This is a genomic window from Anaerococcus kampingae, assembly GCF_046365475.1.
GTDB classification, from domain to species: Bacteria; Bacillota; Clostridia; order Tissierellales; family Peptoniphilaceae; genus Anaerococcus; species Anaerococcus kampingae.
Genome location: NZ_JBGMEF010000023.1, coordinates 20,326 through 46,990, shown reverse-complemented (window position 1 = coordinate 46,990; position 26,665 = coordinate 20,326). Strand labels below are relative to the sequence as shown.

At 35.5% G+C, this 26,665-nt stretch carries 26 protein-coding genes; 18 read left to right on the top strand and 8 right to left on the bottom strand.

Features of this window, described 5'->3' with window-relative positions:
- The first annotated feature begins 217 nt into the window (after positions 1-217).
- Both ACCQ42_RS07025 and ACCQ42_RS07020 read left to right on the top strand, forming a co-directional pair.
- Positions 218-1,894: a Na/Pi cotransporter family protein gene (locus ACCQ42_RS07025; RefSeq protein ID WP_106461256.1), complete on the top strand. Its 1,677-nt coding sequence runs from the start codon at positions 218-220 to the stop codon at positions 1,892-1,894.
- 75 nt (positions 1,895-1,969) lie between these two features.
- On the top strand, positions 1,970-2,623 hold the full coding sequence (locus ACCQ42_RS07020; protein WP_410035763.1) for an MgtC/SapB family protein: 654 nt from the start codon (positions 1,970-1,972) through the stop codon (positions 2,621-2,623).
- A 286-nt stretch (positions 2,624-2,909) separates the two neighbouring features.
- Here the strand turns inward: ACCQ42_RS07020 and dcm are convergent, their stop codons facing one another.
- From dcm to rpmH, 8 genes are all read right to left on the bottom strand, one after another.
- Positions 2,910-4,169, bottom strand: a complete 1,260-nt coding sequence (gene dcm / locus ACCQ42_RS07015) for a DNA (cytosine-5-)-methyltransferase (protein ID WP_410035762.1) — start codon at positions 4,167-4,169, stop codon at positions 2,910-2,912.
- A gap of 11 nt (positions 4,170-4,180) precedes the next feature.
- Entirely contained in the window at positions 4,181-5,650 is a 1,470-nt protein-coding gene (locus ACCQ42_RS07010; protein ID WP_410035761.1) for a Sau3AI family type II restriction endonuclease, read from the bottom strand.
- A 118-nt stretch (positions 5,651-5,768) separates the two neighbouring features.
- Positions 5,769-5,948 carry a hypothetical protein gene (locus ACCQ42_RS07005; RefSeq protein WP_106461252.1) on the bottom strand — a complete coding sequence of 60 codons (180 nt, stop codon included), beginning with the start codon at positions 5,946-5,948 and terminating at the stop codon, positions 5,769-5,771.
- 50 nt (positions 5,949-5,998) lie between these two features.
- The gene (gene jag / locus ACCQ42_RS07000) at positions 5,999-6,994 is read right to left on the bottom strand and encodes an RNA-binding cell elongation regulator Jag/EloR (RefSeq protein ID WP_410035760.1); all 996 of its coding nucleotides are present in this window, start codon (positions 6,992-6,994) and stop codon (positions 5,999-6,001) included.
- A complete protein-coding gene (locus tag ACCQ42_RS06995; protein WP_106461250.1) occupies positions 6,991-7,710 on the bottom strand; it encodes a YidC/Oxa1 family membrane protein insertase in 720 nt (239 codons plus the stop codon). The genes jag and ACCQ42_RS06995 overlap by 4 nt, the downstream gene beginning before the upstream one ends.
- Before the next feature lie 41 nt (positions 7,711-7,751).
- Positions 7,752-7,967 (bottom strand): membrane protein insertion efficiency factor YidD, encoded by a 216-nt coding sequence (gene yidD / locus ACCQ42_RS06990; protein WP_234025866.1) that lies wholly within the window; start codon positions 7,965-7,967, stop codon positions 7,752-7,754.
- Complete coding sequence (gene rnpA, locus ACCQ42_RS06985; RefSeq protein WP_410035759.1) at positions 7,957-8,307, bottom strand: ribonuclease P protein component; 351 nt, start codon at positions 8,305-8,307, stop codon at positions 7,957-7,959. The genes yidD and rnpA overlap by 11 nt, the downstream gene beginning before the upstream one ends.
- Positions 8,308-8,331: 24 nt before the next feature.
- Complete coding sequence (rpmH, locus tag ACCQ42_RS06980) at positions 8,332-8,466, bottom strand: 50S ribosomal protein L34 (protein ID WP_037326218.1); 135 nt, start codon at positions 8,464-8,466, stop codon at positions 8,332-8,334.
- Between the two features lie 721 nt (positions 8,467-9,187).
- Between rpmH and dnaA the strand changes: the two genes are divergently transcribed.
- The 16 genes from dnaA (at position 9,188) to ACCQ42_RS06900 (ending at position 26,486) form a co-directional block, all read left to right on the top strand.
- Positions 9,188-10,567 (top strand): chromosomal replication initiator protein DnaA, encoded by a 1,380-nt coding sequence (gene dnaA, locus ACCQ42_RS06975; protein ID WP_410035758.1) that lies wholly within the window; start codon positions 9,188-9,190, stop codon positions 10,565-10,567.
- A 223-nt stretch (positions 10,568-10,790) separates the two neighbouring features.
- Positions 10,791-11,903, top strand: a complete 1,113-nt coding sequence (gene dnaN / locus ACCQ42_RS06970; RefSeq protein WP_410035757.1) for a DNA polymerase III subunit beta — start codon at positions 10,791-10,793, stop codon at positions 11,901-11,903.
- 7 nt (positions 11,904-11,910) lie between these two features.
- Entirely contained in the window at positions 11,911-12,117 is a 207-nt protein-coding gene (locus tag ACCQ42_RS06965; RefSeq protein WP_106461245.1) for an RNA-binding S4 domain-containing protein, read from the top strand.
- Positions 12,117-13,211 carry a DNA replication/repair protein RecF gene (recF, locus tag ACCQ42_RS06960; RefSeq protein WP_410035756.1) on the top strand — a complete coding sequence of 365 codons (1,095 nt, stop codon included), beginning with the start codon at positions 12,117-12,119 and terminating at the stop codon, positions 13,209-13,211. The genes ACCQ42_RS06965 and recF overlap by 1 nt, the downstream gene beginning before the upstream one ends.
- Entirely contained in the window at positions 13,174-15,099 is a 1,926-nt protein-coding gene (gene gyrB / locus ACCQ42_RS06955; RefSeq protein ID WP_410035755.1) for a DNA topoisomerase (ATP-hydrolyzing) subunit B, read from the top strand. The genes recF and gyrB overlap by 38 nt, the downstream gene beginning before the upstream one ends.
- A gap of 8 nt (positions 15,100-15,107) precedes the next feature.
- Positions 15,108-17,546, top strand: coding sequence for a DNA gyrase subunit A (gene gyrA / locus ACCQ42_RS06950; protein ID WP_410035754.1), 2,439 nt, complete (start codon positions 15,108-15,110; stop codon positions 17,544-17,546).
- Position 17,547: 1 nt separating this feature from the next.
- Positions 17,548-17,853: an STAS domain-containing protein gene (locus tag ACCQ42_RS06945; protein ID WP_410035753.1), complete on the top strand. Its 306-nt coding sequence runs from the start codon at positions 17,548-17,550 to the stop codon at positions 17,851-17,853.
- A 2-nt stretch (positions 17,854-17,855) separates the two neighbouring features.
- On the top strand, positions 17,856-18,197 hold the full coding sequence (locus tag ACCQ42_RS06940; RefSeq protein ID WP_410035752.1) for an ATP-binding protein: 342 nt from the start codon (positions 17,856-17,858) through the stop codon (positions 18,195-18,197).
- The gene (locus tag ACCQ42_RS06935; RefSeq protein ID WP_106461240.1) at positions 18,190-18,957 is read left to right on the top strand and encodes a SigB/SigF/SigG family RNA polymerase sigma factor; all 768 of its coding nucleotides are present in this window, start codon (positions 18,190-18,192) and stop codon (positions 18,955-18,957) included. Before ACCQ42_RS06940 ends, ACCQ42_RS06935 begins: the two co-directional genes overlap by 8 nt.
- On the top strand, positions 18,954-19,118 hold the full coding sequence (locus tag ACCQ42_RS06930; RefSeq protein ID WP_410035751.1) for a hypothetical protein: 165 nt from the start codon (positions 18,954-18,956) through the stop codon (positions 19,116-19,118). Before ACCQ42_RS06935 ends, ACCQ42_RS06930 begins: the two co-directional genes overlap by 4 nt.
- Before the next feature lie 24 nt (positions 19,119-19,142).
- Positions 19,143-19,442, top strand: a complete 300-nt coding sequence (locus ACCQ42_RS06925; RefSeq protein ID WP_410035750.1) for a cupin domain-containing protein — start codon at positions 19,143-19,145, stop codon at positions 19,440-19,442.
- Between the two features lie 382 nt (positions 19,443-19,824).
- Positions 19,825-22,146 carry a sialidase family protein gene (locus ACCQ42_RS06920; protein WP_410035749.1) on the top strand — a complete coding sequence of 774 codons (2,322 nt, stop codon included), beginning with the start codon at positions 19,825-19,827 and terminating at the stop codon, positions 22,144-22,146.
- A gap of 143 nt (positions 22,147-22,289) precedes the next feature.
- Entirely contained in the window at positions 22,290-23,591 is a 1,302-nt protein-coding gene (locus tag ACCQ42_RS06915; RefSeq protein WP_410035748.1) for a DUF438 domain-containing protein, read from the top strand.
- Between the two features lie 96 nt (positions 23,592-23,687).
- Positions 23,688-24,689, top strand: coding sequence for a zinc-ribbon domain-containing protein (locus ACCQ42_RS06910; RefSeq protein ID WP_410035747.1), 1,002 nt, complete (start codon positions 23,688-23,690; stop codon positions 24,687-24,689).
- Between the two features lie 97 nt (positions 24,690-24,786).
- A complete protein-coding gene (locus tag ACCQ42_RS06905) occupies positions 24,787-26,166 on the top strand; it encodes a double zinc ribbon domain-containing protein (RefSeq protein ID WP_410035746.1) in 1,380 nt (459 codons plus the stop codon).
- 173 nt (positions 26,167-26,339) lie between these two features.
- Entirely contained in the window at positions 26,340-26,486 is a 147-nt protein-coding gene (locus ACCQ42_RS06900; protein ID WP_410035745.1) for a hypothetical protein, read from the top strand.
- The last annotated feature ends 179 nt before the right edge of the window (positions 26,487-26,665 follow it).

Here is a 26,665-nt window from a genome sequence, read left to right as displayed (position 1 = left end):
ATTTACAGGACTTATAAATCATAGAACCAAGCCCTTTGTAAAGAATTTTTAAAAAAATATGAATTCTTATCAAAAAATTTGATAAAATCTTTGGTTTTAGGGCTAAATTATGATATATTAGAAGTATAGTTTATTAAGATAATCTAAACATTTTTTATTTAGTGGACCAGATTCAAAAGTCCTTAGCGAAAATCGCAAAATTTTTTTTGGAGGAAATATGCAATTATCGTCACTGTCTAGCCTAGAATGGAACCTAATCGCAGGTGGGCTAGCCATATTCTTATTTGGTATAAGTCTAATGGGTGATGCCCTAACCAACTTTGCAGGCCCAAAATTAAGAGGCTATGTAGAAAAATACACCTCAAATCCAATCAAGGGTGTCTTTGTCGGAATCTTTATAACAGGACTTATCCAATCATCATCAGCAACAACAGTAATAGCCATAAGCTTCGTAAGAGCAGGCATCATGAGCCTAGAGCAAGCCATAGGTATAACCCTTGGAGCAAATATAGGTACCACAGTCACATCAATCTTAATCGGTTTTGATCTAGGATATTTCGCCTACTTCATAGCCCTAATCGGTGTAGGTATCTTCATGTTCTCAGCCAGAAGAAAAAATAAATACATAGGAGAAATCTTAGTAGGTTTTGGCCTATTATTCATAGGTCTAGAAATGATGGGAGGATCCCTCACAGCCCTAAAGGATGTGCCAGGCTTTGAAGATGTAGTAGCAAATATGGCCCAAAACCCAATAATAGCAGTAATAATCGGTGCGGCCCTTACAGCCCTAATCCAATCATCATCAGCCTTCATCGGTATAGCCCAGTCCCTCTTTGCATCAGGGGCAATCGACCTAAACGTCGCCCTAGCCCTCATGTTTGGTGCAAACATAGGTACCTGTATCACAGCAATACTAGCAAGTCTGGGAGGATCCCTATCAGCAAAAAGAACATCACTCTTTCACATCCTCTTTAATGTGTCAGTATCATTGATTTTCTTAATCTTCCTAAACCCATACAAAATATTAGTAGAGCACATAGCAGGGGCCATAGGAGCCAACAAGCTCATGACCATAGCGGTAGGACACTTCACCTTCAACTTCATAGGTATGGTAGTCTTCTTGCCACTAATCAGCCAAACAGCAAGGCTCTTAAGACACATAATACCAGGCAAGGATTCAATCCTAACCGACCTAGGCAACCTAGAACTTGATGAAATGCTAATAGAAAAATTCCCAGCAGCAGCCCTAGATCAAATAAGGACAGCCATCATCCAGGAATCAGTAGTAGCCCTAGAAACAATCAAGGCCAGCAAGGAATACCTAAACACCAAAGACAAAAAATACTACCAAACAGTCAAAGAAGCTGAGTCAATGGTCAACGATATGGACACCAAAATCCAAGCCTACCTACTAAACTTTGCACAAAACCAGGCTCCAGTAGACATAGAAGCAGAGCTACAATCCTACCTACAAGTCCAAATCAACGTCGAAAGAATATCAGACCTAGGAGAAAACCTAGCAGAATACTTCAACGAAATCCTAGAATCAGGTTCATCCTACAATGAAGAAGCGGTAGCAGACCTAAATGAAATCTACGATCTAGTAATAAACAACATAGCAAGCGCAGTAGAAGTCTTCGAGCTAAAAGACTTAGCCAAATATAACAAGCTAAAAGAAGACGAAGCCGCCCTTGACCTAATGGAAGTAAAGCTAAGAAAGTCCCACTACAAGAGACTAAAACAAGGTCTAGACATCACAACAATGGCAAGCTACGTCTTCAACGACATCCTATCAACCATGGAAAGAATCGGAGACCACGCCTACAATATAGCTAGACTAACAGTAGAACCAGTAAAAACTCACACCGGCTACCATATAGAAGGTGAAAACTAAAAACAAAAGGCTTGAGCAAAAACTCAAGCTTTTCTTATTAGAAAATTTTCTCATTAAAAAATAAAGGAAGGCACCATGGACAAATCATATATCTTCAACCTCTACCTCCTAGCAAGAATGACACTCGCCCTGGCATCAGGTTTCATAATAGGAACCGAAAGAGAAAACAAAAATAAATCAGCAGGATCCAGAACCCACACCCTGGTCTGCCTAGGAGCATGCCTAGCCATGATAATCTCCAAATACGGCTTCTACGATGTCAAACACTTCGATGCAGCAAGAGTCGCAGCCCAAATCGTATCGGGAGTAGGATTCTTAGGAGCAGGCCTAATCTTCGTCAAAAACTACGGCGTCACAGGACTCACCACAGCAGCAGGCATCTGGACCACATCCATCATAGGCATGGCCTTTGGAGCAGGTATGTATTTCATAGGAATCATAGCCACAGGCTTCATAGTCTTCTTCCAATCCTATATGTTCAAAGGAGAAATCTTCCAAAGACACACCCAATACACCGCCCTAATAGAATCAAAAGACTCCAAAATCCTAGAAAAAAACGACACCTACGTCGAAGAAAACAAGCTCCACAAAAAAGGCTACAACCTAAGATTCAAAGATGACAAATTCATCCTCAACTTCAACATCTACCCAAAAGATAAGGAAGAGCTAAACAACTTCATCAACTTCCTAGAAAACGACCTTCATGTGGAGAAGTTTGATATATTTTAGCACAAAAGTAATAATTAATCTCTATGATATTTTTTAAAATCTTTTGTTAACTTAGCAGCTAAATCTAATTTTTTAAGTCAATATGTTGGATCATATGGAAGAAAATTTGAAATATAAGCATCTCTATATATAATAAAAGCAAAAGAAGCCACCTCTTAAATCAAAAAAGCCCTTGACCAATATCAAGGAAAAGAAAGATTGCGATTCTCCATGAGAATCAAGACATTTAAAAAGGCAGTAGTTGCACCTACTGCCTTGTCTTTTATTTTTAATAAAAATTTTATAATTAATTTTCACTTAATATTATTTCTCTTAAATCAGCTTCCATTCTATTGATAATTCCTGTTACTAGAGCATTACCCATCATAAAATATCTTTTTCTTTTTGGCATTGTATTTGTCCAATTTGGTGGAAACATCTGTATTAATTCAGCTTCAATTTCTGTTAAAATCCTATATTTTTTAATATTTTCATCATATATTATATGGGATGATCTATTTAAAGTTCCCTCGCTTGTAAGCATAGTTCTAGCTGGTGAATTTATATCTTCAGGAAATGACATTGAACCTTCACTATAAAAATACTTATGACCATTCTTATTAGTTCTTTCAATCCTTTTGGATCCTTTTAGATATTTCCATTTATCTAGTTTTTCATCTTCTACTACATAAGCTGATAAGTCGGCTAAATTATAATAATTAGCTTCCATAAGAACTTTGCTAAGTGGATAAATTTCTTCGCTTATAGGTTCTAATTCACTTGTAAAGACTTCTTGATTAATCATAACCCCTGTTTCAAAAAATTTCCCATCTTTATAATTATCTGAAACATCTGCTATATCTTTGTATTCTTTTAATCTTATCAATTTATTATTTTTTTCTTCCATATTTATAGGGAATATTCTATTAATAAAATTATCCTTAAGAATTTCATTTAATTCCTTATCGATTAATTGTTTAGAGAATTTTGTATCATTTTTAAAGGCAAATATAAATACCCTACGTCTTTTTTGTGGCATAGAATATTCTCCTGCATTAATCATTCTCCAAATTACGTTATAACCTAAATCATCCAAGGTTTTTAACATTATAGCAAAATCTCTTCCTCTCATAGAGGCAGGAGATTTTAATAGTCTATCAACATTTTCAAGAAGTACAAAAGGGGTGTTTTTTTCAATCAGGGTATCTCTAATTTGCCAAAATAAAACACCTTTTTTACCTTCTATACCTTGTTCATTTGATAATGACCTTGCTACAGAATAATCTTGGCAAGGAAAACCGCCAACAAGGAGATTGTGGTCTGGTATTGTTTTTTTATTAACTAAATTTATATCAAGATTCGAAACATCTTCTTTACCAAATCTTTTTGCGTAACATTCATATGCATCTTGGGTTTTATATGCTGGTTCAAATTGATTTGCCCACACAAAATCCCAATCTCTATTTTCAATTGCAAGGCCCGTTTCATAATCAAACGACTTAATATCATTTAAGCCAACCCTAAATCCACCAACGCCTGCAAATAACTCTACTACACTAAGTTTCATCTATCCTCTTTCTATATTAAATCATCAATTTGATTTTTAACATAATCTTTATTCAGCCAAAAACATTGTTTAGTCATTTTATCTCCATTTGGTAAGGTATCCATATCTGAATCTTTTCCCTTACCATACCTTTTACCATCAATTACGTATCCAGTATTACTACTATGTAATCTAACGTGAAATATTTCTGTTTGACTCGCTTTTGGTATGTCATTATCTATTCTATAATCACCATTATTGGTTTCTTTTACTTCAAAGTTGATACCAGATATAAATTTATCTTGGAACATTCGCCATTCTTTCTTACCTTCATTGTCTAAGTCTGAAATAGGCATAGTCCAGAATTTAGCTCCCATCAAAATATCATCACCATTGTCATCTTCTTTAAAAACAACAAAAATAAATTTTGTTTGAGAAAATAATTCATATACTTCCGATTCTTCCCAGTCTTCATCTATAAATTCTTCTATAACAAAATTAGGAAAAGACATATGCTCTCTTAATACTCCGCTGTTTTTTACTCTAATTGTTTTAATTTGAATATTAGCTTTGACAAACTCTTGGGCATTATCTGTATTTACTCCCAAAAGCCTCATAATAAGTAAGTGATTTCTAGATTTCGTTCCAGATTTAATATTATACTCTTTATATAAATCTTCAACTTTATAACCTACATACTTATTAATTTTATTAAGTACTAAGCTTTCAAAGTCAGAATTCTCTATCTCTTCTTCTGCAAAAGCCCTTTCATATGTTTCGACTTCATTTAATATATAGTGATTTAAAACATATTTCATGTATGATTGTTTTAAAGAAAAAGCTCGACTCTTTGCCGGTATATTGCTATAATATTGACTCCTATAACTAGATTTAGCTGTAGCACCTTTTGTGCAAGCTCCTAAATATAATGTATCTCCTTCAGATAATTCATGCGCCTTTCCAGCTTTTATTTTATCTATTATTTTTTTATAATCATCTTTTATAATTTCAAAATCTTCTTTAGTTTTTTCACTAAGCATATGAAATAAATTCACATAACCAATTTTATAATCGGTTCTTAATAGTTCTTTATTTCTATAATAGAAAATAAATAATATCAACTCTAATTTTGAAAGCAAATGTGACTGCATTATATCATTATTTAAAGGCCTATCAAAAGGTATCATTGTTATTACAAGTCTTTCACCAGCCTTTATATCGCCTTTTTTGGTATATTCATATGGGGTTACTTTAAGCTCTACACCCGCTTCCGGAAAATCTGGTCTTGAATCACTATTGGGTTGATAAAAGAAATATAATCTTTCTAGTAAATTACCCAATGACCCTTTTCCATAAGGTGATTTATAATAATCAACTAGCATGTTATAATCATATTCATTATTTGAGACACTATAAATAACATCTGAAAAACTATATCCTATTAATTTTTTAGCATAATTTTCTATTGATTTTGGATCTGATTCATCAAATAACTTATTCATAATATTCTCCAATTAGTTCAAAAACTTTCTTGTTAATTCTAGCTGAAATAAAATTATCATCTTAACATTAATTATATCAGAATTTAGATTTTTATAAAATCATCTATAGCATTAAATCCTACAAGCTCTCCAAAATCTCATTACTTAATAGGTTTACCTCATCATTTTCCATGTAGTAATTATATATTTCTTCTAATTTCTCTTCGCTTGTTTCTGGGCTTTCTAGGCTTATTATGGCTTTTATTAGGTCTTTGTAGTTGGTTTTGGCGTAGTGTTTTATTTGTTTTCTTATTTCCATTTTTTCCTTCCTTAAAAAAAGAGCACTCTTTCGAGTACTCTCTCTTATTTTTATTCTTCTACATAGTCTACTACTACGTATCTTTGTGGTTCGCGGCCTTCTGAGTGACTTGTTACGTTTTTGTGTTTACTGATTTCTTCGTGGGCTAGGCGTCTTTCGTAGGAGTTCATGTAGCGTAAGTTCCATGATTTTTGGGTTTTGGCTACTTTTTCTGCTGTTTCTCTTGCTAGTCTTACGATTTTTTCGTCACGACGCTTTTTGTAGCCGTTGATGTCTACGTTTACTCTTAGGCTGTTGGCTCTTGAGTCGATGGCTTTTCTTATGATGAATTCTATAGCATCTAGGGTGGATCCGCTTTTGCCTATGGCGATGCCTGTGTCGTTTTCATCTACTTTTGCTTCTAGCTTGATTAGTTGGCCGTCGAGGTTGCCGATGACGCTTGTGTTTTCAAAGTGCATGGCTTTTAGGATTTCTTCTAAGAGCTCTTTGGCTTTGTAGTAGTTGTCGATGTTTGAACGCTTTTTGTTTAGGGCGTAGTCTTTGCTTGCGACTTCTTCTGTTTCATCGTCTTGGCTGTCATCTTCAAAGACATCTTCTACTTCTTCTTTTGCTTCTTCGATTTTGTCTTTTACCTTTTCGCCTAAATCTTTTGCTTCTTCTCTGACTTTTTCGCCAAATTCTTTGGCTTCTTCTGTAACTTTATCGCCTAGATTTTTAGCTTTTTCTGTTATTGTCTCTTTTTCTTCTTCTAAGCCTTCTTCTTTTTGGAAGTAGCTGCTTCTTTCTTTGACGTCGTAGTCTTTGCTGGCTTCTTTGAAGGATTCAACTTCTATTTCGCTTTTTAGGTCGTTTAAAACTTCGTTGATGTCTTCTTCATAGGATACTCTTACTAGGGCATCTTTACCGCCTATGAGTCCTAAGAAGCCTGCTGATGCTTCTTCTAGGATTTCTACACTTACTTCGCTTCTCTTTTTGCCTATTTCATCTAGGGCTAGTTTTATAGCTTCGTCGGCTGTTTTTGCTGATTTGATTACTGATTTTTTCATTTTTCTGTTGCCTCATCTTTACTCATAAATAAGTGCATTCCTACCATTATTATTAATCTAAATACTGATGATAGGGTGTAGTATAGTGGAAGACCTGCTGGGAGCTTTACAAAGAAGAAGTAGTAAGCTAGTGGCATTACTAGCATCATTGTGTTCATTGATCCCATTGCCCCGCCTTGCTGTTGCATTTGTGGGTTTGTCTTCATTGAGAATAGGGTTACACCAAATTGTGATAGGGATGTTAGTAGTGGTAGACCATACCATAGTGGGTCTGGGTTTAGTAGGTTTTCGATCCAAAAGAAGTTGGTTTTTAGATGGGTTACTCCTTCTGGGAATACGTACTTTGTGGTATCTTGCATTACTCTAAAGAGGGCTATTATTACGAGTAGTTGGATTATCATTGGTAGACATCCTCCAAGTCCTGGTCCTACGCCTTCTTCTTTGTAGAGTTCTTGCATCTTTTTTTGTAGTACTTGTTGGTCATAGCCGTATTTTTTTTGGATCTCATCCATTTTTGGCTTGAATCTTCTTGCTTTTTCTGCTTGTTTTTGACTTGATATGGTTATTGGTATTGTCATAAGACTTACTAATAGGGTCATTATGATTATTGATAAGGCATAGAAACTTACAGATCCTGGCTCTGTGAAGTTTGCTGCGAGGATATCATAAATGAACCTCATGAGCTTACCAAGTATTATCGCTATAAAATTGAACATATTTTCTCCGTTTTTTATCTGTGGTATTAGCTGGCTATATTTTATTTTACAGGGTCATAGCCGCCCTTTGAAAATGGATTACATCTTAAAATTCTCCACAAAGACATAAAAAAAGCCTTTACTGGCCCGTATTTCCTAAAGGCCTCTAGGGCATAATTGGAACAAGTAGGGTAGTATTTGCATTTTGAACTGCCTAATTGTGGAGAAATGAATTTTTGATAAAATCTTATCATTTTTATAAAAACTTTATTTAGCATAGTATATCTTTTTTTTCTTAAATGCCTGGTTAAGAGCATGACCTAGAGAGGATTTTAGTTTTTTGTAGTCAAATTCTGTGGTATGCTTTTTGGGTATTATTACTATATCTACTCCATTGAGATTTTTGTAATGTAGCCTTATTATCTCTCTAAGCTTTCTTTTTAGAGAATTTCTTGTATGTGCCTTGCCAACTTTTTTGCTGATTGTAAAACCAAATCTTGGAGTATTTGTTCCGTTGTCTTTGACTAGGACTGTGAAATCTCTATTATAACATGCAAAGTTTTTTTTGTAGACTTTCTGAAAGTCTTTGTCTTTCCTTAAGCTTAGTCTTTTTTCCATCAAGAGCTTCTTTACTTATAAAGATTAAGCTGAAAGTCTTTTTCTGTTTTTCTTTCTTCTAGCTTTAAGTACTCTTCTTCCGCCTGGAGAAGACATTCTTTTTCTAAAACCGTGATCTTTAGATCTTTTTCTTCTATTTGGTTGATAGGTTCTTTTCATCTTTACACCTCCTATAATTTTTGACTCTTACTATTATATTGAAAATAAGCATATATGTCAAGGTTTTTATTCTTTTTTTATAAGTATTTTTCAAAAGCTAGGACCCTATTTAAATTTTTCTTAATATTTGCATAAGTATTAGGGCGTAAATTAAAAATTATTCTTTTTTCCGGTGATTTTTGGTATAAATATTAATTGTGGATAAGATTCTTGATAAAATTTTATCCACAAATTTTCAAGAGATTTTTTTGTGTGAATATTTTTTTACTTTAGTGATTATTTTGACTTTAAAATCCTAAAATAAAGACAAAACTGATTTTTCTTATCCAAAATTTTAATAAATACACAGACTTATCCACATATCAACAATGATTTTTGGGCTTATCTTTTTATAAATTGAGACTTATCCATATTTTTATCTACTTATTGTGGATAAGTTGAATTAATGGCTTGTTTATGGTATAATTGCTTGTGTAAAAGTAAGGGTAAAACTAAGTTTTGAGCATTAATTTAATATTATTTTGGGGATAAGATTAATTTTTTACATATAAATTTTTTTGCTTATCCTAATTTTGCTTTAAATATCAAGATTATTTTTATCAACAAGGGACTTATCCACAACTTATCCCTATTTTGGGGATAAGCTGTCTATTTTTTTATATAAGAGCTAATTTTAAAGACTTTTATCTATGTGGATAAGCAATACGAAAGGAAGGTTTATATGCGAAGTTTAGAATTCATTACTAATGAATTAAAAAATGAAATGAAAATGCATGTTACCGATTCACAGCAGTTTAATACATGGATTAACATACTAAAGCCCCTAAATTTGCATGAAGGCACCCTTTATCTAGAGATTCCTAAGAAGGATACCCTCTTTATTTTTGATGGCATTTGGCTTCCAAAGTTGCAAGAGGCCCTTTATGCTATTGAGGAAAAGATTGGAGCTAGGCTAGATGTCATGGTTGTGGCCAAGGATGGGGATGATTATGACAAGGTCCTTACCCTAGGCAAGGAATACGATGGGGATGGTCAGATGAGGATTGATAAGGTCAAATCCTACCCTAGACCTCAGCTTGAAGAGGCCAATGTATTTGAAAATTTTGTCCAAGGCAAGTCCAACCAATACGCCTTATCAATTAGCCAGGCTGTTGCCGATACTATTTCTAGGAGGGAGCAGTCCAAGGTCTATAATCCTCTCTTTATATACGGGGCAAGTGGACTTGGCAAAACTCACTTAATCCAAGCTATTGCCCACCAGGTCCTAGAAGCTAGGGATGATGTCTATGTCATGTACCTATCTAGTGAGAAGTTTACAAATGAGATGATTGCAGCCCTTAGGACTAATAAAAACCAAGAGTTTAGGTCCAGGTATAGGTCAGTTGATATCCTTCTTATAGATGATATTCAATTTATTGCCAATAAGGAAGCGACCCAGGAGGAATTTTTCCATACCTTTAATGACCTCTACAATGCAGGCAAGCAAATAGTTATAACATCAGATAAGCCACCAAGGGAGATCAAGCACCTAGAGGATAGGCTGGTTTCAAGGTTTAACTACGGTATTATAGCTGATATCTCAAGGCCTGATTATGAGACAAGGGTGGCAATACTTCAAAAAAAGCTTGAAGATTTAGGAGCTATCATAGATAATTCAATCCTTTCCTATATAGCTCATGAGATTAATACAAACATCAGAGACCTAGAAGGAGCCCTTTCTACAGCCATTGCCTATGCCAAAAGTGACGGCAGGATAGAAGTATCTATGGAAGATGCTATAAAGGGTGTAGGAACCAGGGTCAAAAATACCAAGAAAAAGCTATCTATAGGAGATATCCAGCAGGCTGTAGCAAATAAATATAATATTAAGCTTTCCGACCTTAAGGGCAAAAGCCGCAAGAAAGAGATTGTAAATCCTAGACAGATAGCCATGTTTATAGCTAGAGAGCTACTTGATGATAGCCTAGTAACTATTGCAAATGCCTTTGATAGGGATCATACAACTGTCATCCACGGCATAGATAAGATTAGCCTGATGATGGAAGAAGATAGTGACATTAAAAATGAGATTGAATCTCTAATAAAAGAAATAAAAGAGTGATTTGTGTATAAGCTTGTGGATAAGTCTGTTGATAAGTTATTTTTAACAAATCTTCAAAAACCTCTTGTGTAAAATGTGGAAAACTAGCCATTTATTCATAGAGATATTCAGAAGATATAAACACCAATAAAGCTTGAAATACTAATATCAATAAAAGATATCCACATTTATACACTCCCTACTACTAATACTACTAAGTTTAAATAATAGTTAAGGAGAAGACATGAAATTTGAAATCAAACAAAAAGATCTACTAGGAGCAATCAATATTGCCAATAGGGCCGTATCCAAGTCAACCAATATACAAATCCATGAATTAATATACTTTAGTGCAGATAAGGATGGACTCTCATTGACTTCCTTCGATGGAGAAATCTCAATCAAAACCTACGCCAAAGCCAATATTATAGAAGAAGGAGTAATGGCTGTAAAGGCAGACCTTATTAGTAATATAATAAGAAAGCTTCCAGATGAGCTAGTAAAGATTGAACTTGAAAATGGCAAGATCAATATCAAGTGCAAAAGATCAAACTTTAACCTTATATCCTTTGAATATTTTGAGAAGGAAGAAATCAGAAAGCCAGATTCTAAGCCTATACAAATAGATAATGACAAGCTAAAAAGATCCATAAACCAAACAGAATTTGCAACAAGTCTTGATGAAACAAAGCTTGCCCTAACAGGAATTCTCTTTGAATTAAAGGAAGGATCTCTAAATATGGTAGCCCTTGATGGCTATAGGGTAGCCCTTAAGAAGCTTGCCCTAGATTATCCAGCAGATTTTGAAAATACAGAATACATTATACCAAAGAGATCACTTTTAGAATGGTCAAGGATAGTTTCAGATGACAGCAAGACAAGTCTTTATAAAAATGATAATGACCTAATGTTTATATCAGAGTCCACTACTATGCTATGCAAGGTAATAGATAAAAATTATATTGACTACAGAAATATAATAAACGACATCTCAGAAACATCCATAGTTCTAGAAAAAAGAGAATTAACATCAGCCCTAGACAGGGCCCAAGTCTTATCAGATCCAGGCAGGGCTAATCTTATAAAAGTAAGCATCGATGAGAAAGTTATGACAATCATGTCAAATTCTGAAATAGGGGATGTAAAAGAAGTTATAGAAGTAGAACAAGAGGGTGAGGGTCTGGATATAGCCTTCAATGCCAAATACATGCAAGATGGGGTAAAGGCTTGTGACAGCGAAAAGATTAAGCTAAACTTCAAATCAAGCCTAAATCCATGCCTAATCTACCCAACAAACTCTAGCCATGAGGGTGAGGACTTTACCTACCTAGTCCTACCAGTTAGACTTGCTAAGTGAGGACCTTATGGAAATAATTGAATTTGAAAGTAAAGAGATAAAACTAAAGGACCTTCTAAAGGTCCTAAACCTAGTGCCAACAGGCGGCATTGCCAAGTCCATTATCAAAGAAGAGGGCATAATCCTTAACGATGAGCCTTGCTTTGTAGCTGGCAAAAAGGCCCATCCAGGCGATGCTGTAATCTTTGATGATTACAAGATTATAATCAAATAATGTGGATACAAGATATAAAATTACACAATTTTAGGAATTATTTCTACGAAAAGGTAAGCTTTAACGACAATATAAATATTTTTATAGGAGATAATGCCCAGGGCAAGACAAATCTGCTTGAATCTTGTTATTACTTAGCCAATGCCACTTCCTTTAAGAAGCTAAGGGATAAGGATTTAATCCAGTTTGGCCAGGAAAGGATGGAGCTTTCTGGCATAATCAGAAAGGGCCGCTCTTTTAAAAAAGTAAGGATAGAAGTAGATTCTTCTGATAAGAATATTTTCGTAAATGAAGTAAAATATACTAGGAACAAGGATTTAAGATCATTATTCAAGCTAGTCTTATTCACTCCAGAAGACCTTCTTATTATAAAGGAAGGACCAAATCTTAGGAGGGACCTCTTAGATGAAATCATAACAAGCATTGATTTTTCCTATAAGCAGGTCAAAAAAGACTACGATAAGATTCTTTATTCTAGAAATAAATTGCTAAAAAACAGGTCTTCCTCATTTTTCAAAGAGCAGCTAGATGCCTTTGACCAGTCCTTGGTAAAGGAAGCCTACAAAATTTATAAGAGAAGAAATAAATTTATAGGCTATATAGAAAAATACGCCAATGACTTCCAAAATGCCCTAACCAAGGGTGCTGAAAAGCTAGAGATAGATTATATACCGGATATAAAGGCAAGTAGCCTTGAAGAATATCAGGAGAAGTTTTTAGCCCATAGGGATGAGGATTTAAGATACCAAACAACAAAATCTGGCATCCACAGAGACGATATAATTATCAAAATAAATGGCAAAAACACCAGGCTTTTTGCCTCCCAAGGCCAGCAGAGGTCGGCTATTATCAATATAAAACTAGCCGAAGTAAGGCTTGTAAGGGAGATAAGCGGAGATAGGGCGGTGATTTTACTTGATGATGTATTTTCAGAGCTAGATGAATCTAGGTCGAAATTTCTCCTAGAAAACCTAGCTGACTATCAAACCATAATCACAGCCACCAACACCAAGAGCCTAGAAGAAGTGTCAGCTGATAAGATATCCTATATCAAGGATGGCAGAATTAGAAAGGATAAATATGACAGAGAATAATTATGATGCTGGTAATATCAGGGTCTTAGAGGGACTAGAACCCGTTCGTCTAAGACCTGGTATGTATATAGGATCAACCAGCCAGAGGGGACTCCACCACCTAGTCTACGAAGTAGTAGACAACTCGGTAGATGAGGCCCTAGCCGGACGTTGTGACTACATAAAAGTTACCATAGACAAGGATAATGTTGTAAGTGTAGAAGATGACGGATCAGGAATCCCAGTCAAAGAACACCCAACAACCCACAAATCAACCCTAGAGACCGTACTAACAGTCCTCCATGCTGGTGGTAAGTTTGACGATTCAGCCTACAAGGTATCAGGAGGTCTTCACGGTGTAGGTGTTTCAGTAGTAAACGCCCTTTCTGAATACCTAATAGCAGAAGTAAAAAGAGATGGCCACATCTATAAGATGGAATTTGCCAGAGGCCAAGTTACAAAAGATATAGAAGTAATAGGCGATACCGATGAAACAGGTACAAAGATAACCTTCAAGGCAGATGGAACAATCTTTGATACAACAATCTATGACAGGACAATCCTAGAAAATAGGTTTAGGGAAATGGCCTTCTTAAATAAGGGAGTAGAAATCATCTTTGAAGATAAAAGAGAAGATTTCCTAACAAGCTTTAAATTTGAAGGTGGTATATCAGAATTTGTAGCCTACCTAAATAGGAATAAAGATCCAATAATGGAGATGATTCCACACTTTGATGGTTACCAAGAAGATACTGAAGTTGAATTTGCCTTCCAATATACAGATGCCTATAGCGAAAATATCCTATCCTATGCAAACAATATCCAAACCCCAGAGGGTGGAAGCCACTTGGCAGGACTTAGGTCATCACTTACAAGAACTGTAAATGACTACGCTAGAAAATATAATTTCATAAAAGATAACGAGGACAACCTCCAAGGTGAGGACATCAGAGAGGGAATTACAGCTGTAATTTCTGTAAAAATATCTGAGCCTCAATTTGAAGGCCAAACCAAATCTAAGCTTGGAAACTCAGAGGTAAGGGGTGCAGTAGATACCTTTATTTCAGAGCATTTAACAGCCTTCCTTGAAGAAAATCCAAAACCAGCCAAAGCTATTATAGACAAGGCCCTTGCCAGCAGACGTGCCAGAGAAGCAGCCAGAAAGGCAAGAGATTTAACCCGCAAGAGATCAATCCTAGATTCAGCTACCCTTCCAGGCAAGCTTGCCGATTGCCAATCAACAGACATTGGCGAAAATGAAATCTTCATAGTCGAGGGTAATTCTGCGGGAGGTTCTGCCAAAGGCGGTAGGGATAACAGAATTCAAGCCATCCTTCCTTTAAGAGGAAAGATAATGAATGTAGAAAAGGCCCACCTAGATAGGGTCCTAAACTCAGAAGAGATAAAAAACATGATTACAGCCTTCGGTACAGGCATAGGCAAGGAATTTGACCTAGAAAAGCTTCGCTACGGCAAGATCATAATCATGACCGATGCGGATGTCGACGGTGCCCACATCAGAACCTTGCTTTTAACCTTCTTCTACAGATATATGAAAGACCTAATAGATGAAGGCCACGTATATGTAGCCCTTCCACCTCTATACAGGATAAGCGTAGGCAAGAAGGAAAGATACGTTTATTCAGATGATGAAAGAGATAAGGTAATCAAAGAGTTTGGAGCAGATAATTACAAGATCAATAGATACAAGGGTCTTGGTGAAATGAATGCCGAACAATTATGGGAAACAACCATGGATCCAGACAGGCGTGTCCTCCTAAGAGTAGTAGAAGATATGGAATCAACCACAACCGATGACACCTTCGCCCTCCTCATGGGAGAAAAGGTAGAACCTAGACGTAACTTCATCCAAGAAAACGCCAAGTACGTTAAAGATATAGACGTATAGGAGGCAAAATGACAGAAAATCAAAATATAATGAATATAGACCTTGAGACCAAGATGAAAACATCTTATCTTGAGTATTCAATGTCTGTAATAGTATCAAGAGCCCTACCAGATGTGCGTGATGGCCTTAAGCCAGTTCATAGGAGAATCCTCTATGATATGCAACTTCTGGGCCTTGATCCAAATAAACCAACCAGAAAATCAGCCAGGGTAGTCGGAGATGTAATGGGTAAATTTCACCCTCACGGCGACTCTGCAATCTATAATGCCCTAGTAAGGCTAGCCCAAGACTTCTCAACTAGATATCCCCTAGCCCAAGGTCAAGGTAACTTCGGATCCATAGACGGGGATGCGGCAGCGGCCATGCGTTATACAGAAGTCAGAATGAGCAAGATAGCCAAGGAAATGCTAAGGGATATAAACAAGGATACAGTTGACTTTGTGCCAAACTTCGATGAAGAAGAGCTAGAGCCATCAGTCCTTCCATCAAGATTTCCAAACCTACTAGTAAACGGGTCAAACGGTATAGCAGTAGGTATGGCCACAAACATGGCCCCACACAACCTAGGTGAAGCAATCGATGCTTGTGTAGCCTACATGAAAGATCCAGAAATATCCATAGATGACCTAATAAAAATAATCCCAGGTCCAGACTTCCCAACAGGCGCCCTAATCCTAGGAAAATCTGGAATAAAAGATGCCTACCACACAGGCAGGGGCAAGATTAAACAAAGAGCAGTAGCAAGAATCGAGCACTTTAAGAAAAATAGGGAAAGAATCATAATCTCAGAAATCCCTTACCAGGTAAATAAGGCAAGATTAATCGAAAAAATAGCTGAACTTGTAAAAGACAAGAGAATTGATGGCATATCTGACATCAGAGATGAATCAGACAGAAAAGGTATGAGGATAGTAGTTGAAATCAAGAGAGATTCCAACGCCAACATCGTCCTAAATAACCTCTATAAATACACCCAACTAGAAAATACTTTCGGTATCATAAACCTAGCCCTAGTTGGAGGCGAGCCAAAGATTCTAAATCTAAAAGAATTAATCGAATATTACGTAGACCACCAAAAGGAAGTAGTAACCAGAAGGACCACATTTGACCTATCAAAGGCCAGGGACCGTAAGCACATAGTAGAAGGTCTTATAATAGCCATTGACCACATAGATGAGATAATCAAGATAATCAGATCATCCTATGACAATGACCAAATTAAGAAAATCTTCTACGACAAATATAAGCTTACAGATGTTCAATCTCAAGCCATCTTAGATATGCAACTAAAACGCCTATCAGGACTAGAAATTGAAAAGCTAAATGCAGAAAATGATGAGTTAGCAAGGACAATTGAATACCTACTTTCAATCCTAAACTCTGAAGAAACCCTAATCAACCTAATCATCGACGAAATGACAGAAATCAAAGAAAAATACGCTGATGATAGAAGGACACAAATCGTCCCAGATGAGGGAGAGATGGACATAACAGAGCTAATTGAAGAAGAAGATATCCTAATAACCCTAACCAAGGAAGGCTACATCAAGAGACTTCCTATCGACACCTACAAGGTACAAAATAGGGGAGGCAAGGGAATTGCAGCAGGCAATACCAAAGAAGGCGACTTCATCAAAAAGATAATCACAACCAACACCCACGAAGATCTTTTATTCTTCACATCCATGGGCAAGGTTTATTCTCTAGAAGCCTACAAGATTCCAGAAGGTAGCCGTACATCTAGGGGTCAAGCGATAATCAACATCCTAAACCTAGAAAGCGGCGAGAAAATTACCGAAATGGTGACCCTATCCGAATTAAGCAAGGATAGCCAAATGGTTCTTCAAACCAAAAACGGTCAGATAAAGAAAACTGAAGCAGAAAACTTCACTAAGATCAGAAGAAATGGCATCATAGCCATCTCCCTCAAGGAAGACGATAAGCTAATATCAGTAAGACAAATCGAAAAAGACGAAGAACTAATCATCTCCACCAAAGACGGTATGACCATCCAATTTAACACCAAAGATGTTAGAAGCATGGGAAGGACAGCCGCAGGAGTAAGGGCAATCAAGCTTGATAAGGGTGATGAAGTAGTATCAATGAATATCAAAGGAGATGAAACCTATCTTCTAGTAGTAACAGAAAATGGTTACGGTAAGAAGACCTCCTTCACCAATTTCAAAAACCAAAACAGGGGCGGAAAAGGTGTCAGATGCCACAAGATAACCGAAAAGACAGGTCAATTAGTAGACAGCTTGGCAGTAGATTTAGATACTGACATAATGATGGTATCTCTAACAGGTGATATGATTAGACTAAGTGTAAGAGATATATCTACAACAGGTAGAAATACAGTAGGTGTAAAACTTAAAAATCTAGCCAATGATAAGGATAAGATTGTTTCAGTAACTAAATATGACAATACACTAGAAGAAGAGGAATAAAATGTTTCAAAGCTTTATTATTGACAAAGACGACCACTTATTAGTAAAAGTTGAAGGTGACCTAGACGTCTACTCTGAAGAAAAATTCAGAGACTTCATAGAAGAAAACCTAAGAGATATAGACAAGGACCTAACCATAGACCTAGAAAAACTAGACTACCTAGATTCAACAGGCCTTGGCCAATTTATGAAAATATACAAGCTTGTAAATGAAAAGGGCCACAAAACCACAATAACAAACCCAAAAGAAAACATCTACAAGCTCTTTAAAATAACAGACCTAACAGAAGTCTTCAATATGGAGTAGACATGGAAAAAATAAGCATAAAACTACCACAAAATAGCCTTTATCTCAAAGCTGTAAGGCTATTTGTGGCAGGTCTTGGCTCAGACCTTGACTTTGATATAGAACAAATCGAAGACCTCAAAGTCCTAGTAAGCGAGGCCATAAACTACAAAATAACAGAAGAAGATGTACAAATAGACTTCCTAGTAGAAGATAATATCCTATCAATAGAAGTAAGGGGCAAGGATAAGACAGCTGATCCAAAGGCAATATCAATGAGAGATGCCATTCTAAAGGCCCTAGCAGATGACCTTGAAACAGGAGAAGATTTCCTAAAAATAAGCATGAGGAAGACTTATGACTAAGGAAAGCCAAGACCGTAAGGATGAAATTAATCAGAAATTTGAAGAATTTGCAAAAACTAGGGATAAAAAGCTAAGAGATGAGCTCATAGAAGAGCACATGTATATAGTCGATATCCTATCAAATAAATACGTAGGCAAGGGCATAGAAAAAGACGACCTCTACCAGGTAGCAAGCCTAGGCCTAATCAATGCTGTAGATAGGTTTGACCCATCAAAGGGCTATGCCTTCTCATCCTTTGCCACCCCAACAATCATGGGTGAACTAAAGAGATATTTTAGGGACAAGGGCTGGGTAATAAGGGTGCCAAGACGCATCCAAAACCTCTACAAAAAGATAAACACAGCCAAAAAGACCCTAACCCAAGAGCTTCAAAGAGTTCCAACAAGTAAGGACATAGCCGATTATCTAGGAGAAGATGAGGAAACAATCCTAGAAACCATGGAAGCAAGCAAGGTCTACACTCCTCAATCCTTGGACATGAAATACCAGGTCCAAAAGGGAGAAAATGCCATAGACCTAGCAGATATAGTCGGCGAAGAAGACAAAAACTTCGACTCAATCGAGCTAAAAGATATGATAGACAAGTCAAAAGAAAGGCTCACCGACCTAGAAAAGCAAATCCTAGAGCTCAGATACTACGAAGGTAGAACCCAGGTAGATATAGCAGAAAGCTTGGATATAAGCCAGATGACTGTATCAAGACTAGAGAAGAAAATCCTCAAGAAATTCTCCATAGAATTTGAAAGGATGACAGAATGAAAAAAATCCAAAACCCAACAAGGGCAGGACTTGCCTTTTTAGTTCTAGCCATAGTATTAAACCAAAACCCAAATATCCCAGACTTAGCCAAGGGCCTAGCCTATGGGCTTGCAATTGGGACCCTCCTAATGGGATTAAAGAAAAAATCAGCAGCTTGTTAAGAGCTGCTTTTTTTAAGGAGAAATATGAAAATCTACAACATCTACGAAAATATAAACTTCGATAAAGATAAAGAAATAGAAGACCTAATCTTTGAAAATGATAAAATAAAAATCCTAAGAACTAGCTCCCTTGACCAAGCCACAGATTATTACGACCAGGACCAGCTTGAGATAGTAAAAATCGAAAAGGGAAGGGCGACGCTTGAAATAGAAGGAAAAATCGTCGAATTAAAAGAAGGCGACATCTTAGAAATCCCACCCCACAAAATCCATAGGGTAGTAAGTCAGTATAAAACTATTTGGCTTTGTATATTTGTGAAATAAATTAATGCTAAAGACTAATACCGGATTTTATAATCCTTTATTGGTCTTTTTTTGTAAAAATTCATTGTTTATAAATTAGAATATAATTTCGAGAACTTATTTATTTTTAATATCATTCTTTTAAAATTGGTGTTAATGAAAGTCAAAAATTAAGAAAACGTTTTTCAATATTGCAAAAATATTATTGTGATTATAAAAATCTAAATTAAAACTTATTAAATAATGGAAATAAAATATTTATAAAAAATACTGAAAATACTTTCTAAATAGCTTATATTCTTTGAAACTATTGACAATATAATTCTAATAACATAATATAATAACAAGATAATTATCAATCGAGTTTTCATGAAAACGATATTAAATAAAAGGAGTACGAATTGTGAAAAAAAATAAGTTACCTAAGAAAATGATGGCCTGTGCTCTAAGTTTATCTATTTTAGTATGTTTTCCTAACATCTCCCAAGCGGCAGAAAGCTTAAATGATAAAGGGATAGAAAAGAAAAAAGTAAGTGAAGAAAATATTAATAACACCAATAACTTAAAAGATGAGTTAGTGGATAATGATAGTGATGAAAAAGCTGAAGAAATGATAGAGTCTGAAGATTCGATTGAAAAATCAGGTGTAGATGAAATTGATCAAGATAATATATTATTATCAGAAGAAAATATACCTGCACCTGTTTCGCAGATGAATGACTCTGAGAAAGAAGAATTAAATTACAATATTATAAAGTATACGTTAGATAAGATCAAGCTAGATGATAAATTAAAGGAAGAATACCCTGAAATATATGAATTAAAGAATAATTTTGATAAAATCAGTAGTGAAAAAAGTTTAACAAATGAAAAGTATGAAGAATTGAAGCAGGATATTGAAAAGCTTGCATCTAATGGAGAACATATCGAAGAGAAAACAAATAAACAAGCTAAGACCGAAGATTTCGATATGTATTACCCTACATATCAAGGCTCTGATTTCTATAGAATCCCTTCTTTAGCAAAATTAAAGGACGGTACAATCATAGCTGGTGCTGATCAGAGATTATCAACAGAATCTGATTGGGGCGACATAGATGCTGTTGTTAGAATTAAAAAACCTGGAGATAAAGATTTTTCGCCGGCGATAAAAGTTGTTGATAGACCTGAAGAAGGGATTGATAAAAATGCCCCTTTCACAATTGATATGCAATTAACTCCAGTATATACTGGAAAGAATGCTGGTAGAGTTTATATGCTACTAGACAGTTTTAAATCCGGAGGAAAATATTGGTCTTCACAAGGTGGATCAGGATATGTAAATATAGATGGAAATGACTACCTTGAGTTGAAAGATAAACAAGGTAGAAGATATACTGTTAGAGAAGATGGAGTAGTTTTCAACCAAGCAGGCGAAGCTACAGATTTAAAGGTAAAAACTACTGATAAACAGCCGTTTACAGAGATAGGAAATTTATATAGAGGTGATGAGTATCTAGGAAATGTGTATCAAGACTCTTCAGATTTGCAAGTCCATCAAACTCCATATTTATGGCTAACTTACTCTGACGACAGTGGACAAACTTGGTCTTCTCCTAAGGATATAACACCACAAGTAAAAACAGATAATAGAATGAAATTTTTAGGTTCTTCCCCAGGAAGAGGCCTGCAACTTAAGAGCGGTAGATTGCTACTTCCTTTATATTTTGGAACGAATCCAGGTCAGTATAATAATAGAGAATCTACAACCTTCATCTATTCTGATGACGGAGAGAATTGGAAAAGGTCATTAACAAATCCTAACGACCATGATGGTCAATCTTCGCTTGGCGGATTAGTAAATAGACAAAACTCTGAAAATCAACTTGTACAATTAAATAATGGAACTGTAGTTTCATTTATGAGAAGCCCTGGAAATAATCCAACAATTAATTATGCAATAAGTAAAGATGATGGAGAAAACTGGAATTATGGTGTAGGATCTGTTGATTTCAAATCCTATAGCCAAAACAATTTATCTGTCGTTAAACACGATAGAGACGGTAAGGAATACATCATTTTATCAAACTCTGAACCTGGAGGAAGAAAAAATGGTGTGATAAAGGTTATGGAAGTTATTAACAAAGAAAATAAAAACTTTGAATTTAAAACTGTTGCCCAAAGAAATATTAATATAGGCGAATACCAATATTCATCATTAGAAAATACAAATTTAGAAGATACTTTCGGCCTACTTTATGAATCAAACCAGGTAGTGGATGGAAAAACAAAGATGGTTATAAGATATACTGAGTTTAACTGGAACTGGTTGATGGGTATAGATGGGGTTGATGTAGTAGAAGATGAGGAGAAGAATATAGAAGAACCTCGAGAAGAATCAAAACCAGAAGGTGAAAAAGATAAAGCTATAAGTGTAGAGGAAAATAAAGCAAAAGATAAAAAAGAAGAAGATGTAAAACTCCCTGAAATAAAAGTAGAAGAAACGAAAGAAGATGAGGCAAATTCTGTAAAAGAATCTGAGGAAGAAAAAACAAAAGAAAATAAGGAAGAAAAAATCTCTGAAGAAAAATCAAATAAGGAATCAAAAGAAGAAAATGCATTAGGAAAATATATGAAAAAATCATCTAATCCAAAAACGGGTATAGGAAGCTTAAATTACTTATTTGGATTATCAGCAGCATCTTTAGCCGGATTATTTGCATCAATAAAGAACAAGAAAAAATAAAGAAATAAAAAGCAAGAAACTCGAGGAATACCTTGAGTTCTTTGCTTTTTAAAAAAAATTATAATAATTTCAAATTTTGTAACAAAAGTTACTGATAATCATTATCTATGGTGATATAATTATGGTAAGATTAGGAGGATTTTATGATAATTGATATAAATATGCCTGTGGCAGATCTAATAAAAGATAATGACAAACTAAAAAATGACCTAATAGGCCTAGGTTTTAACGCTCTAGCCAATCCGCTAATGGTAAGTACAGTAGGCAAAAAGATGAGCCTAAAGCGTGGAGCTTCTATGATGAAGATAGAAAATCTTGAAGATAAGCTAAAAGATCTTGGCTATGAGCTAATCGACTCATCCCAAGATCCGGAAGTCATAGAAAGGAAAAAACTTATCAAATCCTTTATAGAAAGACTCACAGCTGGGGAAGACCTTGAAAGTGTGAGGGCTGATTTTAGGGAAAACTTTGAGGGAGTTTCATCAGCAGAAATAATGGATGCAGAAGAAGAGCTCTTGGCTTCTGGCATGAATAAGGATGAAGTTAGAAAGCTTTGCGATGTTCACTCAAGCCTTTTTCATGGGATGACTGAAAATGAAAATGAAAAAACATCCTATGATGATAGCCCATTTATTTCCTATTTTGCTAAGGAAAACCAAAAGATAAAAGAAATCCTAGAAAAGAATGACGGAGATTTTGAAAAGCTAAGAGGAATTTTAGCCAATCATTACAAGAAAAAGGGCGACCTTATCTACCCAGTCCTAAAGGCTAAGTACAATAAACCGGGCCCTTCTGATGTAATGTGGGCAGTGGATATAGAGATTGTAAATAATATCAAAAAGGGCTTGAAATTAAAGAAAGACGACCTCTTAAACACATCCCTAGAAAGAGCCAAAGAGATGACCTACAAGGAGGAAAATATCCTCTACCCTCTCATGAAAGATACCTTAACCAGCCAAGATTTAGCCATCCTTTATGAGGATTTGGCCGATTATGACCACGACCTAGTAGCCTATGAGAAAGAAGAAGCAGAAAGTAAGTCTATTTCAGAAGATAACTATATACACTTTGCCAAGGGCAAGATGAGGATAGATCAGCTTGAAGCCATGCTAGATACCATGGAGATTGAAATAACCTTTGTGGATGAAAATGATATAAATGCCTATTACAATAATCACCAAGGGGCAAAATTATTCAAAAGACCAAAGTCATCCCTGGGTAGGGAAGTCTATTCCTGCCACCCACCACAAGTTGAGTCTATAGTTAGGGGACTTATCAAGGATTTTAAGGAAGGCAAAAGAGATTCCTTCAAGCTTGTAAAAAATATTGGAGGCAAGGATATAGCAATTGGCTATTTTGCAGTCAGAGATAAGAAAGGCGCCTACAAGGGCGTATTAGAAACAGTCCAAGATCTAAGTTTTTATATTGACAGTATTAACAAATAAAGAAATTTTAGGCAAATCTTAAAAAATACCTTGAAAAACTAATAATTTTAGTTAAGTTGTGATATAATAATATGAGAACATAGTAAAGGAGATTTTATGATTTGTAAAAATTGTGGCCACGAAAATGAAGATGGCAAAAAAATCTGTGAAAATTGCGGACAAGAGTTAGAAAAATCTGACCAAAGAGATAGAAGAAGACAAAGAAGAAGCGAAAAGGCTGATGATGAGAAAATAGTCATCAAAAGAAGAGAAAATAATAGAAAAGAAAAGGATATGGACCTAATAACAGTAGGTATGATATTTGGTGGAATATTAATATTTGCTGTAGCAGCCATAATCTTTTCCTACTTCATAAACCTAGGCTCAAATAAAACTGAAAAGTCACCAAGCCAAGTAGAAGAAAAGGTAGAGGAGAACAAAGACCTCTACAAACAAGCCCTAACTAAGGCTGAAGAAGCTATAAAAGATGAAGATTATCTAGGCGCTCTTAAGGTTTTAAATGCTATACCAAAGGCAGCAGGAGACTTCTATGACAAGGGTCAAAAGCAAATAGCAGACATGGAAAAAGACGTAGAAGCTAAGATAAATGAGCTAGTAGAAGCAGGTGATGAAGACAAGGCAAGAGACCTTGCTGATGAGTACCTAAAGGCAAATGCCGATGCTAAAAATATAAAAGAGCTCAGAGCTAATATGAAAGATAAGGAAGAAACTCCAGAAAAAGACGAAGAAAAAGAAACTGATAAAGACACAGAAGAAAGTACAGACGAAGAAACTGACAAAAAAGAAAATACTAAAAAAGAATCTAAAAACTATGACAAGGAATACCTAAGAAGAACCAATTCTTACGGTCAAAATGGTAACCCAGCTTATACAGATGTCTACAGCGAAAGCGACTTCTTAAACAAAACTGTAAAGATAGATGCTAACATGGGAGAAATAAGAACAGAACCAAATCTAAACTCAGGAGTAGCAGGCTATGTCAACCGAAACGAAACCTACAAGGTAAGCGAAGTACACGATGATGGAGGTAGATATTGGCTAAATATAGGCGATGGCTGGATATCATCCAAACTAGTCACAGGTGAATTTAGAGACTAAAATCTTAAAGGCCTAGCAGTAAGCTAGGTCTTTTCTAGTAAAAAAAATAAAGATGTGATATAATTATCCTAATCCAAGTAGAGAAAAGGAGTATCCTATGATTTGTAAAAACTGCGGCCATGAAAACGAAAAAGATTCCAAGTTTTGTGAAAAATGCGGATCAAAATTAGAAGAAATAAAGCCAGTAATCAAAGAAGACCTTAAAAAATGTCCAAAATGTGGCTTTGCAAATGACAAAGACTCCAAGTTTTGCCAATCTTGTGGATCAAAACTAGAAGAAGTAAAGCCACAAGTCAAAGAAGAGAAAAAAGACAGCAAAGCTTGCCCAAAATGTGGCTTTGCAAATGACAAAGACTCTAAATTTTGCGAATCTTGTGGCAGCAAACTAGAGGAAGCAAAAGAAGAAAAAAGCCAAACAACCCTAGTCAACAAGGAAAGACTTGAAGAGCTAATAGGGAAAAATAGAGAAAATTCTCAAGAAAAAAAACTCGGCCAAGAAGTAAAAAAGGCAGAAAATAAGGAAAACCCACAAAAAGCTGCCCACAAAACAAGCGAGGATTCCTATATAGAAATCAAAAAGAGAAGAGATACTGAAAGACTAGGCCAAGACTTTAAAAAAGACTTAAACAAGGAGCTTGGAGAAAATAGAAGAGCTAAGAGACACGAAAGAGCCCAAGAAGAAAAATTCAGCGAAGAAAATGAAAAGAAAAATGTCTTAGTCTACGCATTGATAGCAGGCTTTTGCCTAATAGTCCTCACAGTAGTAATAGCTGTAGGATTTTTCGGATCCAAAAAATCCCAAAAGCCAACTTATAAGCAAAATCAAGAGATAGAATCAGCTGAAAATAGTTCTTACCAAGACCTATACGACCAGGCCCTAGATGCATTTTATAAGGAAGACTACAACGAAGCAGCTGAGAAATTCAAGTCAATCCCACAAGAAGAGGTCGACCTATACACCAAGGCACAAAAAAATCTATCACAAATTGAAAAAAGACTAGTAGAAGACCTCAATTCCTATATAGAAGATGAGGACTACAATACAGCAAAAAGCCTTGCAGCAAGCTACCTAAAAATAATTCCAAACTCTAAAAAAATAAAAGACATATATAATCAATTAGAAAGTGGAAAAATCGAAGATAGTGAAGCTCGTAATGAAAGTGACCTAGAAAAAAGCAAAGACTACGACCTAGAAGAAATAAGAAAAAATAACTCCTACGGCGAGGGTGGCAATCCACAATACACAGAAATCTACAAGCCAGAAGACTTTTTAAACAAATCCTTCAGAATCGATACAGACAGTGGAAAAGTAAGGGCAAATGCAGACATGAACTCAGAGAAAATAGGAGATGTCTACAGAGGAGAAATCTACCACGTCTATGATGTAAAAAGCGATAGCGAAAGATATTGGCTAAATATAGGTGATAATGCCTGGATATCATCCAAACTAATAACTGGAGAATATAGAGAAGATTAAAAAAAGAACAAACTAAGACCCGCAGCTCAGGCTCGGGTCTTGTTTTATAAGGAGAAGGAATGGATTTAATAGAAATTCACAGGAATTCATTTGCAAACAAGAAGATTCTTAAGCAAGCTAAGTAGTGTGGGTGTTTTTATTGCTGTAGGATATTTTCCACGGAGGAAATAACTATGCGGATTGAGGATGAGCCAGACTCCACATCCCTCTGCCCATATTGTTTTGTAGATTCTGTGATAGCTGAGTCAAAATCATTTATTCTAAGCAAAGAATTACTTGAAAAGATTCATGAGATATATTTTTATAATCTTATTGATTAATTCAAATATATGGTAAATCTGCTTGTTTTAAGAAACAGATATCTATCAGCTTTTATTTTTTCACAAATCTAGTATAGTAAGCTAATAAACATATAAGGAGAAATGTATAGATGATTTTATAAGCAATATGGAAATTAATACTGATTGTGCTGAGGATTTTCCTTGGCGTGTTTTGGTAT